Origin of the sequence: Vibrio sp. SCSIO 43136 (assembly GCF_023716565.1) — a bacterium.
Classification (GTDB): Bacteria; Pseudomonadota; Gammaproteobacteria; order Enterobacterales; family Vibrionaceae; genus Vibrio.
The window spans coordinates 149,956-164,168 of record NZ_CP071848.1; the positions used below are offsets into that span (position 1 = coordinate 149,956).

The 14,213-nt window shown below is 47.2% G+C and carries 9 protein-coding genes and 4 tRNA genes; all 13 read left to right on the top strand.

What is annotated here, in order from left to right; all coding sequences use genetic code 11:
• Positions 1–201 precede the first annotated feature (201 nt).
• Positions 202–277 (top strand) — tRNA-Thr (locus tag J4N39_RS00750).
• Between the two features lie 36 nt (positions 278–313).
• A tRNA-Tyr gene (locus tag J4N39_RS00755) sits at positions 314–398 on the top strand.
• Positions 399–433: 35 nt separating this feature from the next.
• Positions 434–508 (top strand) — tRNA-Gly (locus tag J4N39_RS00760).
• Positions 509–521: 13 nt separating this feature from the next.
• A tRNA-Thr gene (locus tag J4N39_RS00765) sits at positions 522–597 on the top strand.
• A gap of 96 nt (positions 598–693) precedes the next feature.
• Positions 694–1,878, top strand: a complete 1,185-nt coding sequence (gene tuf, locus J4N39_RS00770) for an elongation factor Tu (RefSeq protein ID WP_252021083.1) — start codon at positions 694–696, stop codon at positions 1,876–1,878.
• A 264-nt stretch (positions 1,879–2,142) separates the two neighbouring features.
• A complete protein-coding gene (gene secE, locus J4N39_RS00775) occupies positions 2,143–2,520 on the top strand; it encodes a preprotein translocase subunit SecE (RefSeq protein WP_252021085.1) in 378 nt (125 codons plus the stop codon).
• A gap of 12 nt (positions 2,521–2,532) precedes the next feature.
• Positions 2,533–3,081, top strand: coding sequence for a transcription termination/antitermination protein NusG (nusG, locus tag J4N39_RS00780; protein ID WP_005451123.1), 549 nt, complete (start codon positions 2,533–2,535; stop codon positions 3,079–3,081).
• Between the two features lie 148 nt (positions 3,082–3,229).
• Positions 3,230–3,658 carry a 50S ribosomal protein L11 gene (gene rplK, locus J4N39_RS00785; RefSeq protein ID WP_101114260.1) on the top strand — a complete coding sequence of 143 codons (429 nt, stop codon included), beginning with the start codon at positions 3,230–3,232 and terminating at the stop codon, positions 3,656–3,658.
• Between the two features lie 4 nt (positions 3,659–3,662).
• Positions 3,663–4,364 (top strand): 50S ribosomal protein L1, encoded by a 702-nt coding sequence (rplA, locus tag J4N39_RS00790; protein WP_252021087.1) that lies wholly within the window; start codon positions 3,663–3,665, stop codon positions 4,362–4,364.
• A gap of 263 nt (positions 4,365–4,627) precedes the next feature.
• A complete protein-coding gene (gene rplJ / locus J4N39_RS00795) occupies positions 4,628–5,122 on the top strand; it encodes a 50S ribosomal protein L10 (protein WP_252021089.1) in 495 nt (164 codons plus the stop codon).
• Positions 5,123–5,179: 57 nt separating this feature from the next.
• Positions 5,180–5,548, top strand: a complete 369-nt coding sequence (rplL, locus tag J4N39_RS00800) for a 50S ribosomal protein L7/L12 (RefSeq protein ID WP_252021091.1) — start codon at positions 5,180–5,182, stop codon at positions 5,546–5,548.
• 245 nt (positions 5,549–5,793) lie between these two features.
• Positions 5,794–9,822 carry a DNA-directed RNA polymerase subunit beta gene (gene rpoB / locus J4N39_RS00805; RefSeq protein ID WP_252021093.1) on the top strand — a complete coding sequence of 1,343 codons (4,029 nt, stop codon included), beginning with the start codon at positions 5,794–5,796 and terminating at the stop codon, positions 9,820–9,822.
• Between the two features lie 91 nt (positions 9,823–9,913).
• Positions 9,914–14,116, top strand: a complete 4,203-nt coding sequence (rpoC, locus tag J4N39_RS00810; RefSeq protein ID WP_252021095.1) for a DNA-directed RNA polymerase subunit beta' — start codon at positions 9,914–9,916, stop codon at positions 14,114–14,116.
• Positions 14,117–14,213 lie beyond the last annotated feature (97 nt).

A 14,213-nucleotide genomic window follows, 5' to 3' on the forward strand; every position in this document is an offset into this window, starting at 1 on the left:
AACCTTGGTGTTGATGGTGAGCAGACGACAATACACTATGGCGTATTGAAATCAAACGACTCAAGCTGCATAAATTGTTCAAAATAGGATGGAAATTGCCGAAAAAACATCCGTTCAATCTTAAAAAATAGGAAATTTAGTTTTTTTTTAAATTTCCTATTGCCAGAAGGGAAATCATTCAATAGAATTCGCCCCACTTGTGCCGACTTAGCTCAGTAGGTAGAGCAACTGACTTGTAATCAGTAGGTCACCAGTTCGATTCCGGTAGTCGGCACCATTCTTTCCTAAATGAGAAAGAATGCTTAAAAAATTTGGAGGGGTTCCCGAGTGGCCAAAGGGAGCAGACTGTAAATCTGCCGGCTCCGCCTTCGATGGTTCGAATCCGTCCCCCTCCACCATATTCTTTAGGAAATAGCGCTCAGAGTTACGCGTTGCGGGCATCGTATAATGGCTATTACCTCAGCCTTCCAAGCTGATGATGCGGGTTCGATTCCCGCTGCCCGCTCCACTCCTTTTAGAGTGCTGATATAGCTCAGGTGGTAGAGCGCATCCTTGGTAAGGATGAGGTCGGCAGTTCGAGTCTGCCTATCAGCACCAGCTCTAAGTAGCTCCATTTCCTTTCGATATACACCATTATTATTTTGGTTGCGTGGTCTCAAAGCCACCATAAATCCGTACCTTGAGGGACACTCCATGTCTAAAGAAAAATTTGAACGTACGAAACCGCACGTAAACGTTGGTACTATCGGCCACGTTGACCACGGTAAAACAACTCTAACTGCTGCAATCTGTACTACTCTAGCTAAAGTGTACGGCGGTGAAGCGAAAGACTTCGCATCTATCGATAACGCTCCAGAAGAGCGTGAGCGCGGTATCACAATTGCAACTTCTCACGTTGAGTATGACACTCCAACTCGTCACTACGCACACGTAGACTGCCCAGGACACGCCGATTACGTTAAAAACATGATCACTGGTGCTGCGCAAATGGACGGTGGTATCCTAGTAGTAGCTGCGACTGACGGCCCAATGCCTCAGACTCGTGAGCACATCCTACTTGGCCGTCAGGTTGGTATCCCATACATCATCGTATTCATGAACAAATGTGACATGGTTGACGATGAAGAACTACTAGAACTAGTAGAAATGGAAGTTCGTGAACTTCTTTCTGAGTACGAATTCCCAGGCGACGACCTACCAGTAATCCAAGGTTCTGCTCTTGGTGCACTAAACGGCGAAAAACAATGGGAAGACAAGATCGTTGAGCTAGCTGAAGCTCTAGATTCTTACATCCCAGAGCCAGAGCGTGCTGTAGACCAGCCGTTCCTAATGCCAATCGAAGACGTATTCTCGATCCAAGGTCGTGGTACTGTTGTAACTGGTCGTATCGAGCGCGGTATCCTAACTGTAGGTGACGAAGTAGAAATCGTAGGTATCAAAGAGACTACAACTACTACTTGTACTGGTGTTGAGATGTTCCGTAAGCTTCTTGACGAAGGTCGTGCTGGTGAGAACGTTGGTGCACTTCTACGTGGTACTAAGCGTGACGAAGTTGAGCGTGGTCAAGTTCTTGCAGCTCCTGGCTCAATCAACCCACACACTAAGTTCGAGTCTGAAGTATACGTACTTTCTAAAGACGAAGGCGGCCGTCACACTCCTTTCTTCAAAGGCTACCGTCCACAGTTCTACTTCCGTACTACGGACGTAACTGGTGACATCCAGCTTCCAGAAGGCGTTGAAATGGTAATGCCTGGTGACAACGTTCAAATGACTGTTGAGCTAATCGCTCCAATCGCTATGGACGAAGGCCTACGTTTCGCTATCCGTGAAGGTGGCCGTACTGTAGGTGCTGGTGTTGTTGCTAAGATCTTCGACTAATTCTTACGAATAGTAGAAGAATCGGAAAATCTTTGAATAAGATTTGACGAGACACTAGTAAAAAGGGCATCATTTGATGCCCTTTTTATGCGCTATTGTTTAGTGATGATGGTTTTTCCATCAGCTGGGCAGTCGCAGAAAAGATTTTGTGATTAAGATCTCATCTAAGTCACGGTAATGCGTTGGGATTCAATGCGAAGGAATGTGCCCTGCAACAGCGGGGTTGTTGTCGTCTATATTTAAGACTTGTCACAGGTTGGTTCTATGAAAGCAAACGCTGAAACTCCTGATAGCTCAAGTGCAGCAGATATGTTCAAGTGGATTGTCGCTTTTGCTCTGCTAGCCGCTGCTGTTGTGGGTAATTACCTGTATGGTGAAATGTCTGTAGTGATCCGCGCTACAGCTGTTGTTGTACTAATCGCTGCTGCACTTGGTGTTGCTGCAACAACAACAAAAGGTAAAGCTGCAATCGAGTTCGCTCGTGAATCTCGAATGGAAGTTCGCAAAGTGGTTTGGCCTACTCGCCAAGAAACTACGCAAACTACATTTATTGTTCTTGCAGTAAGTATTGTTATGGCTCTGGTACTATGGGGTATCGACGGCATTATGGTTCGTCTAGTATCTCTAGTAACTGGAGTGTGAGGGTATTAATACATGAGTGAAGCTCCAAAAAAACGCTGGTATGTGGTTCAAGCCTTCTCTGGATTTGAAGGTCGTGTTGCACAGTCTCTTCGTGAACACATCAAAATGCATAGCATGGAAGAGCTGTTCGGTGAAGTACTAGTTCCTACTGAAGAAGTAGTGGAAATGCGCGCAGGCCAACGTCGTAAGAGTGAGCGCAAGTTCTTCCCTGGTTACGTTCTTGTCCAAATGATCATGAACGATGAATCATGGCACTTGGTGCGCAGCGTGCCGCGTGTGATGGGCTTCATTGGTGGTACCTCTGACCGTCCAGCACCTATCACTGATAAAGAAGCAGATGCGATTCTGAACCGTCTTGAAAAAGCGAGTGAAGCACCGCGTCCACGTACCATGTACGAAGCTGGTGAAGTGGTACGTGTTAATGAAGGTCCATTTGCTGACTTCAACGGTACTGTTGAAGAAGTGGATTACGAGAAAAGCCGCTTGAAGGTGTCTGTATCGATCTTTGGTCGTGCAACGCCTGTTGAGTTGGAATTTGGTCAGGTTGAAAAACTTGATTAAAAAAACACCTTTTTAGGGTTGTCGAAGGCGCGAATTATGGCTATAATTTCGCGCCTTTTTACTTCTACGGAAGTTAAAAAGTTCGAATTCTTTTAAAGGGGAGCTGGTCGAAACGATCCGCGTTTGAACCCAAAACTTAGGAAATATCATGGCTAAGAAAGTTGAAGCTTATATCAAGCTGCAAGTTGCAGCGGGTATGGCAAACCCGAGTCCACCGGTTGGTCCTGCTCTAGGTCAACACGGTGTGAACATCATGGAATTCTGTAAAGCGTTCAACGCAAAAACAGAATCTGTTGAGAAAGGTCTACCGATCCCAGTTGTAATCGCTGTTTACAACGACCGTTCTTTCACTTTTGAAACTAAGACTCCACCTGCTGCTGTTCTTCTTAAGAAAGCTGCTGGCGTTAAGTCTGGTTCAGGTCGTCCAAACACTGAAAAAGTTGGTACTGTAACTGACGCTCAGCTTCAAGAAATCGCAGAAACTAAAGCTGCTGATATGACTGGTGCTGACATCGAAGCGATGAAGCGTTCTATCGCAGGTACTGCTCGTTCAATGGGCCTAGTGGTAGAGGGTTAATAAGATGGCTAAACTAACTAAGCGCATGCGCGTTATCCGCGAAAAAGTTGACGTAACTAAAGAATACGAAATCAACGAAGCTGTTGCTCTTCTTAAAGAACTAGCAACTGCTAAATTCGTTGAGTCTGTAGACGTTGCTGTTAACCTAGGCATCGATGCTCGTAAATCTGACCAGAACGTACGTGGTGCAACTGTACTACCTCACGGTACTGGCCGCGAAATCCGCGTTGCAGTGTTCACTCAAGGTGCAAACGCTGAAGCAGCTAAAGAAGCTGGCGCAGACATCGTTGGTATGGAAGATCTTGCTGAGCAAGTGAAGAAGGGCGAAATGAACTTCGACGTAGTTGTAGCATCTCCTGATGCAATGCGCGTTGTAGGTCAACTAGGTACTATCCTAGGTCCACGCGGTCTAATGCCAAACCCTAAAGTTGGTACTGTAACTCCTAACGTTGCTGACGCGGTTAAGAACGCTAAAGCTGGTCAGGTTCGTTACCGTAACGACAAGAACGGTATCGTTCACACGACTATCGGTAAAGCATCTTTCGAAGCTTCTCAGCTTCAAGAGAACCTAGAAGCACTTCTAGTGGCTCTTAAGAAAGCTAAGCCGTCTTCAGCGAAAGGTACTTTCCTGAAGAAAGTTAGCATCTCTACTACAATGGGTGCTGGCGTTGCTGTTGATCAGGCGAGCCTGAACACTCAAGCATAATTTATTTGATTGGGCGTGAAATTAGTGTATAATTTTGCGCCTAATTATTGTGGTTGGGACTTTGTTTTTCCTCTCTGAGAAGAGACCAAGTCTCCGTCCAAGACCGTAGGTGTTTGCATTAGCAGACTTAATTAACCTGCGTAGACGGTGTCCGAACCTAAAGAAAGATGATTATTTTTCGCCTTTCTTCTGGAACTGCACCGTAGTAGCTCTCACATTAATTTGATGTGAGTGGTGTAATGACAACCAGGAGTAAATCCAAGATGGCTTTAAATCTTCAAGACAAAAAAGCAATTGTTGCTGAAGTCAACGAAGCAGCCGGTGATGCACTTTCTGCAGTTGTAGCTGATTCTCGTGGCGTTACTGTTGCTGCGATGACTACTCTACGTAAACAAGCTCGTGAAGCTGGCGTTTACATGAAAGTCGTTCGTAACACACTTGCACGCCGTGCAGTTGAAGGTACTGATTTTGAGTGTCTAACTGACACTTTCTCAGGCCCTACACTGATCGCATTCTCTAACGAGCACCCAGGTGCTGCAGCGCGTCTTTTCAAAGACTTCGCTAAAGAGAATGAGAATTTCGAGGTAAAAGCTGCTGCATTTGAAGGCGCTGTTACTGATGCGGAAGTACTAGCAACACTACCAACTTACGACGAAGCAATCGCACGCCTAATGATGTGCATGAAAGAAGCTTCTGCTGGCAAGCTGGTTCGTACTATCGCCGCTGTTCGCGATCAGAAAGAAGAAGCTGCGGCATAAGCCTTGCTTTTCACTGAACGCTATTTAAACTTATTGTTGACTTAAAAGAGAATTGTTATGTCTATTACTAACGAGCAAATCCTAGACGCAGTTGCAGAAATGTCTGTAATGCAAGTTGTTGAGCTAATCGAAGCTATGGAAGAAAAATTCGGCGTTACTGCTGCAGCTGCTGTTGTAGCTGGCGGTGCTGCTGGTGGCGAAGCTGCTGCTGAGCAAACTGAATTTGACGTAATCCTAGAATCAGCTGGCGGTAACAAAGTTGCTGTAATCAAAGCTGTACGTGGCGCAACTGGTCTTGGTCTTAAAGAAGCTAAAGGCCTAGTAGACGGTGCTCCAGCACCTCTGAAAGAAGGCATCGACAAAGCTGAAGCTGAAGCTCTAAAAGCACAGCTTGAAGAAGCTGGTGCAACTGTTGCTCTTAAGTAATTATTACTTAAAAGCTTAGCCGAAAGGCTAATGGCTGGTGGTTATTTAACCACCGGCCTTTTTGCGCTGTAGGGCATAGGTGAATTTTCCGCTGTTTAAGCACCTATCTCCATGCAAAAAAACATCCCACCTTCCGGTGTGATGTCACTACAGTAAACAGCTGTTAGTCACTGTCCCTTACCCCCCTTAAGTAACTAGGAGCGGGCGGACAGTTTGGGTCACTTATCAGCGAGCTGAGGAACCCCATGGTTTACTCTTATACCGAGAAAAAGCGCATCCGTAAGGACTTTGGTACTCGTCCACAAGTGTTGGACATTCCATACCTGCTATCGATCCAGCTTGATTCGTTCGACAAGTTCATTGAACAGGATCCTGAAGGACAATATGGTCTAGAAGCGGCTTTTCGTTCTGTATTCCCGATTCAGAGCTACAACGGCAATTCTGAGCTGCAATACGTTAGCTACCGTCTTGGTGAGCCTGTATTTGATGTTAAAGAATGTCAAATCCGTGGCGTCACTTACTCGAAACCACTACGCGTAAAACTACGTCTAGTTGTATTCGATAAAGACGCGCCAGCGGGTACCGTTAAAGACATTAAAGAACAAGAAGTCTACATGGGTGAAATCCCATTGATGACTGACAATGGTACCTTCGTTATCAATGGTACCGAGAGGGTTATCGTATCCCAGCTGCACCGAAGCCCAGGCGTGTTCTTCGACAGCGATAAGGGTAAGACCCACTCGTCAGGTAAAGTTCTGTATAACGCACGTGTAATTCCTTACCGTGGCTCATGGTTAGACTTTGAGTTCGATCCTAAGGATAACCTATACGTTCGTATCGACCGTCGTCGTAAGCTGCCAGCATCTATCATTTTGCGCGCACTAGGCAAGACCACAGAAGAGATCTTGGATCTATTCTTCGAGAAAGTTAACTTCGAAGTGAAAGACCAAACTCTAATGATGGAGCTTGAGCCAGAGCGTCTACGTGGTGAAACTACTGCGTTTGATATCGAGGCGAATGGTAAGACTTACGTTGAGACTGGTCGTCGTGTGACTGCGCGTCACATTCGTCAGCTAGAAAAAGATGGCATTACTCACATCGAAGTACCTGTTGAGTACATCGTGGGTAAAGTTGCGTCGAAAGATTACATCAACGAAGCAACTGGCGAAATCATCGTTGGCGCTAACCAGGAAATCAGCCTGGAAGCACTTGCGAACCTGTCTCAAGCAGGCCACAAGCAGCTTGAAACACTGTTCACCAACGATCTGGACCACGGTCCATTCATGTCAGATACACTACGTATCGACAGCACCGTAGATCGCATCTCTGCATTGGTAGAAATCTACCGCATGATGCGTCCTGGTGAGCCGCCAACGAAAGAAGCGGCAGAAGCCCTATTTGAAAGCCTGTTCTTCTCTGAAGAGCGTTACGATCTATCCACTGTTGGCCGTATGAAGTTCAACAGCTCGATCGAGCGTGAAGATGCGTTAGAGCAAGGCACGCTGGATGAGACCGACATCATCGAAGTGATGAAGAAGCTTATCGGTATTCGTAACGGTATTGGCGAAGTGGACGACATCGACCACCTTGGCAACCGTCGTATCCGTAGCGTCGGCGAAATGGCAGAGAACCAATTCCGTGTAGGTCTGGTTCGTGTTGAACGTGCAGTGAAAGAGCGCTTGAGCCTAGGTGACCTAGACGCAATCATGCCTCAAGATCTGATCAACGCTAAGCCTATCTCAGCAGCAGTTAAAGAATTCTTTGGTTCTTCACAGCTATCTCAGTTTATGGATCAGAACAACCCGCTGTCAGAAGTAACGCACAAGCGTCGTATTTCTGCACTTGGTCCGGGTGGTCTGACACGTGAGCGTGCTGGCTTCGAGGTTCGAGACGTTCACGTAACTCACTACGGTCGTCTATGTCCTATCGAAACGCCTGAAGGTCCAAACATCGGTCTAATCAACTCACTATCGGCGTTTGCGCGTTGTAACGAGTACGGTTTCCTAGAAACTCCGTACCGTCGCGTTATCGATGGTGTTGTGACTGATGAAGTAGATTACCTATCTGCAATTCAGGAAGGTCAGTACATCATTGCGCAGGCGAACTCTGCGATCAATGACGACGGCACTTTCGCTGAAGAACTTGTTACTGCACGTCAAAAAGGTGAATCTGGTCTGCACCCACGCGATCAGGTGAACTACATGGACGTTGCAACCAACCAGGTAGTATCTGTAGCGGCATCGCTTATCCCGTTCCTAGAACACGATGATGCGAACCGTGCATTGATGGGTGCGAACATGCAACGTCAGGCGGTACCAACTCTGAAAGCGGACAAACCGCTAGTAGGTACAGGTATCGAGCGTAACGTAGCTGTTGACTCAGGTGTAACTGCAGTTGCTAAACGTGGTGGTCAAGTTCAGTCAGTAGATGCTTCTCGTATCGTTATTAAAGTAAACGAAGAAGAGCTAGTACCAGGCGAAGCTGGTATCGACATCTACAACCTGACTAAGTACACGCGTTCTAACCAGAACACATGTATCAACCAACGTCCTACCGTTCTTCCTGGCGAGCCAGTGTCGAAAGGTGACGTACTAGCTGATGGTCCTTCAACTGACCTTGGTGAACTAGCGCTTGGTCAAAACATGCGCATCGCGTTCATGCCTTGGAACGGTTACAACTTTGAGGATTCCATCCTAGTTTCTGAGCGTGTTGTTCAAGAAGACCGCTTCACGACTATCCACATCCAAGAACTATCTTGTGTGGCTCGTGATACTAAGCTGGGCTCTGAAGAAATCACTGCGGATATTCCAAACGTAGGTGAATCAGCGCTATCTAAGCTAGATGAGTCAGGTATCGTTTACATCGGTGCTGAAGTTAAGGGTGGCGACATCCTAGTTGGTAAAGTGACACCTAAGGGTGAAACTCAACTGACTCCTGAAGAGAAGCTACTACGCGCAATCTTCGGTGAGAAAGCATCTGACGTTAAAGATTCATCTCTACGTGTACCTAACTCTGTATCTGGTACGGTTATCGACGTACAAGTCTTCACTCGCGATGGCGTAGAGAAAGACAAGCGTGCGCTTGAAATCGAACAAATGCAGCTGAAGGAAGCGAAGAAAGACCTTACTGAGGAATTCCAAATCCTTGAAGGCGGTCTACTAGCACGTGTACGTGCAGTACTGCTACAAGGTGGTTACTCAGAAGCGAAACTAGACTCTATCGACCGTGCTAAATGGCTAGAGCTAACTCTTGATGACGAAGCGCTTCAAGAGCAGCTAGAAAAACTGGCTGAGCAGAACGATGAGCTAAAAGCTGAATTCGATAAGAAGTTCGAAAACAAGCGTCGCAAGATCACTCAAGGTGATGACCTAGCGCCGGGCGTACTGAAGATTGTTAAGGTTTACCTGGCAGTTAAACGTCGCATCCAGCCGGGTGATAAGATGGCAGGTCGTCACGGTAACAAGGGTGTAATCTCTAAGATCAACCCTGTTGAAGACATGCCATACGATGAGAAAGGTCAGCCAGTAGATATCGTACTGAACCCACTGGGTGTACCGTCTCGTATGAACATCGGTCAGATCCTAGAAGTACACATGGGCCTGGCGGCGAAAGGCATCGGTGACAAGATCAACCAGATGGTGAAAGAGCAGCAAGAACTAGCGAAATTCCGCGACTTCCTGCAAAAAGTTTACGACCTAGGCGACACTCGCCAGAAAGTAGACATCGCTGCACTATCTGACGACGAGGTTCGCACACTTATTAAGAACCTTCGTGGTGGTCTACCAATTGCGACTCCAATCTTTGACGGTGCTCCAGAAGCATCAATCAAAGAGCTACTGAAACTAGGCGATCTACCAGAATCTGGTCAGCTACGCCTATTTGATGGTCGCACTGGTGACGAGTTTGAGCGTCCTGTAACTGTAGGTTACATGTACATGCTGAAACTAAACCACCTTGTTGATGACAAGATGCACGCTCGTTCGACTGGTTCTTACAGCCTAGTAACTCAGCAGCCACTTGGTGGTAAAGCTCAGTTCGGTGGCCAGCGTTTCGGTGAGATGGAAGTATGGGCACTAGAAGCATACGGTGCTGCATATACCCTTCAAGAGATGCTGACAGTTAAGTCGGATGATGTGAACGGCCGTACTAAGATGTATAAGAACATCGTAGATGGCAATCACAGCATGGAACCTGGCATGCCAGAATCGTTCAACGTACTGTTGAAAGAGATTCGCTCGCTAGGTATCAACATCGAGCTAGAAGACGAAGAGTAATCAGTTTCTCAATCTATTGAGAAAGCGATTATCCGGTAGAAAGTAGCTCACTTAGCGGTGAGCTACTTTTAACTCCTTACAGGAGCTGATTGTGAAAGACTTATTAAACTTTCTAAAAGCACAGCATAAGACCGAAGAATTTGATGCAATCAAAATCGGTCTATCTTCACCTGACCAGATCCGTTCTTGGTCTTTTGGTGAGGTTAAAAAGCCTGAGACTATCAACTACCGTACGTTCAAACCTGAGCGTGACGGCCTTTTCTGTGCGCGTATTTTTGGCCCAGTTAAAGACTACGAATGTCTTTGTGGCAAATACAAGCGTCTGAAGCACCGTGGTGTTATCTGTGAAAAGTGTGGCGTTGAAGTAACTCAGACTAAAGTTCGTCGTGACCGTATGGGCCACATCGAGCTTGCGTCTCCAGTAGCGCACATCTGGTTCCTAAAATCACTGCCGTCTCGTATCGGTCTGTTGATGGATATCCCTCTACGTGATATCGAACGCGTACTTTACTTCGAAATGTACGTTGTTACAGAACCAGGCATGACTGACCTTGAAAAGAGTCAGATGCTAACGGAAGAAGAATACCTGGATCGCCTAGAAGAGTGGGGTGACGAGTTCACCGCTAAGATGGGTGCGGAAGCGATCAAAGATCTGCTTTCAACGATGGATCTTCAGCACGAAGCTGAGCAAATGCGCGAAGAGCTGGAAACTACCAACTCTGAAACTAAGCGTAAGAAGGTTACTAAGCGCCTTAAGATCGTTGAAGCCTTCATTCAATCTGGCAACAAGCCTGAGTGGATGATCCTAGACGTTCTTCCGGTACTTCCGCCAGATCTACGTCCTCTAGTACCACTAGATGGCGGTCGCTTTGCGACATCTGATCTGAACGACCTATACCGTCGTGTTATCAACCGTAACAACCGTTTGAAGCGTCTACTAGAGCTAGCAGCTCCGGACATCATCGTACGCAACGAAAAGCGTATGCTGCAAGAGTCTGTTGATGCGCTTCTAGATAACGGTCGTCGCGGTCGTGCTATCACAGGTTCGAACAAGCGTCCTCTGAAATCTCTTGCTGATATGATCAAGGGTAAGCAAGGTCGTTTCCGTCAGAACCTACTTGGTAAGCGTGTAGACTACTCAGGCCGTTCGGTAATCACCGTAGGTCCTTACCTACGTCTACATCAGTGTGGTCTTCCTAAGAAGATGGCACTTGAGCTATTCAAACCATTCATCTACAGCAAGCTAGAAACTCGTGGCATGGCGACGACAATCAAAGCTGCTAAGAAGATGGTAGAGCGCGAAGAAGCTATCGTATGGGATATCCTAGACGAAGTAATCCGCGAACACCCAGTACTACTGAACCGTGCACCTACACTTCACCGTCTAGGTATCCAGGCGTTCGAACCAGTACTGATCGAAGGTAAAGCGATCCAGCTACACCCACTTGTGTGTGCTGCGTACAACGCCGACTTCGATGGTGACCAGATGGCGGTACACGTACCTCTAACTCTGGAAGCTCAGCTTGAAGCTCGTACTCTGATGATGTCGACAAACAACATTCTGTCGCCAGCGTCAGGTGATCCGATCATCGTACCTTCTCAGGACGTTGTATTGGGTCTGTACTACATGACTCGTGAGAAGATCAATGCGAAGGGCGAAGGTATGTACCTTGCTGGCCCTGAGGAAGCTGAAAAAGCTTACCGCACTAAGAGCGTTGAACTGCACACTCGCGTTAAAGTTCGTATCACAGAAACTGTGAAAGACGAAGACGGCAACAGCACTACTTGGACTGGTCTAGTTGATACAACTATCGGTCGTGCAATGCTGTGGCAAATCGTTCCAGCTGGCCTACCATTTAGCTTGGTAAACCAGAAGCTAGGTAAGAAGCAAATCTCTAACCTACTGAACGAGGCGTACCGTAAACTGGGTCTGAAAGACACAGTAATCTTCGCTGACCAGATCATGTACACCGGTTTCGCATATGCGGCACTGTCTGGTGTATCTGTTGGTATCGACGACATGGTAGTACCGCCAGCTAAGTACACTGAAATCGCAGAAGCGGAAGAAGAAGTACGTGAGATCCAGGACCAGTTCCAATCGGGTCTTGTAACTGCTGGTGAGCGTTACAACAAAGTGATCGATATCTGGGCATCGACCAACGATCGTGTAGCGAAAGCGATGATGGACAACCTGTCTTCTGAAACGGTTATCAACCGTGACGGTGAAGAAGAGCAGCAAGAGTCTTTCAACAGCATCTACATGATGGCCGACTCAGGTGCTCGTGGTTCTGCGGCACAGATTCGTCAGTTAGCGGGTATGCGTGGTCTGATGGCACGTCCAGATGGTTCAATCATCGAGACGCCAATCACCGCGAACTTTAAAGAAGGTCTGAACGTACTTCAGTACTTTATCTCTACCCACGGTGCTCGTAAGGGTCTTGCGGATACTGCACTTAAGACAGCGAACTCGGGTTACCTAACTCGTCGTCTAGTAGACGTTGCACAGGATGTTGTAGTACACGAACACGATTGTGGTACTCACGAAGGTATCTCTATGATGCCTCACATCGAAGGTGGTGACGTTAAAGTTGCACTATCTGAGCTAGCGCTTGGTCGTGTAATTGCTGAAGACGTACTGAAGCCTGGTACTGAAGACGTACTGATCCCACGTAATACTCTGATTGATGAGAAGTGGTGTCAGATCATGGAAGAGATGTCTGTTGACAAGATCAAGGTACGTTCAGTTGTAACTTGTGACTCTGACTTCGGTTGTTGTGCACAGTGTTACGGTCGTGACCTTGCTCGTGGTCACCTAGTGAACCAAGGTGAAGCAGTTGGTGTAATCGCTGCTCAGTCTATCGGTGAGCCGGGTACACAGCTTACGATGCGTACGTTCCACATCGGTGGTGCGGCATCTACTGCAGCAGCAGAGAACAGCATCCAAGCGAAGACGACAGGTACAGTGAAGCTTCACAACGCTAAGTTCGTTATCAACAACGATGACAAACTAGTGATCACTTCTCGTGCTTCTGAACTAACCATCATTGATGAGTTCGGTCGTACGAAAGAGAAGCACAAACTTCCTTACGGTTCGATCCTAAGCAAGAAAGACAATGATGCAGTAACCGCTGGCGACGTAGTTGCTAACTGGGAAGCGCACACCATGCCAATCATCACTGAAGTGGCAGGTCGCATCCAGTTTGTTGACATGATCGATGGCGTCACAGTTTCTCGTCAGACTGATGACCTAACGGGTCTATCGTCTTCAGAGGTAACTGATGCAGCAGCTCGTCCTTCTGCAGGTAAAGACATGCGCCCAGCAGTTAAGCTAGTTGATGCTGCAGGTAACGATGTAATGATCCCTGGTACTGAAATGCCAGCTCACTACTTCCTACCTGGTAAAGCAATCGTACAGCTTGAAGATGGCGCTGAAGTAGGCGTTGGTGACACTCTTGCACGTATCCCTCAGAAATCTGGCGGTAACAAAGATATCACCGGTGGTCTACCACGCGTAGCAGACCTATTTGAAGCACGTAAGCCGAAAGAGCCTGCGATCCTTGCTGAGCACACTGGTACCGTTAGCTTTGGTAAAGAAACCAAAGGTAAGCGTCGCCTAGTAATCACCCGTGACGGTGGTGAGACTTATGAAGAAATGATTCCTAAGCATCGCCAGCTGAACGTATTTGAAGGTGAGAAGGTTGAACGCGGTGATGTAATCGCCGATGGTCCAGAGACTCCACATGACATTCTACGTCTACGTGGTATCCGTGCGGTAACTGAGTACATCGCAAACGAAGTACAAGAAGTTTACCGTCTGCAAGGCGTTAAGATTAACGACAAGCACATCGAGACTATCGTACGTCAGATGCTGCGTAAGTGTACTATTACTCATGCTGGTGACTCTGAGTTCCTACCAGGTGAGCAAGTAGAATACTCAACAGTTAAGATTGCTAACCGTAAACTAGAAGCAGAAGGCAAAGAGCCAGCACGTTTCGAGCGTGATCTTCTAGGTATTACCAAAGCGTCTCTTGCAACTGAGTCGTTCATCTCAGCAGCATCGTTCCAGGAAACGACCCGCGTACTTACAGAAGCAGCAGTTTCTGGTAAGCGTGACGAGCTACGTGGCCTGAAAGAGAACGTAATCGTTGGTCGTCTGATCCCAGCAGGTACTGGTTTTGCTTACCACCAAGAGCGTCAAGCTCAGCGTGAAGAAGAGCAAGCAGGTCCTTCAGCGGAACAAGCAACTGACAACCTAGCTGCACTGCTTAACGCAGGTTTCTCGTCTGACGAGTAATTGCAAGCGGATATGAGAAAAGGCACCCGAATGGGTGCCTTTTTTGTATGTTTTAATCGGTAAACGGTAAACGGTAAACGGTAAACGGAGTACGGTT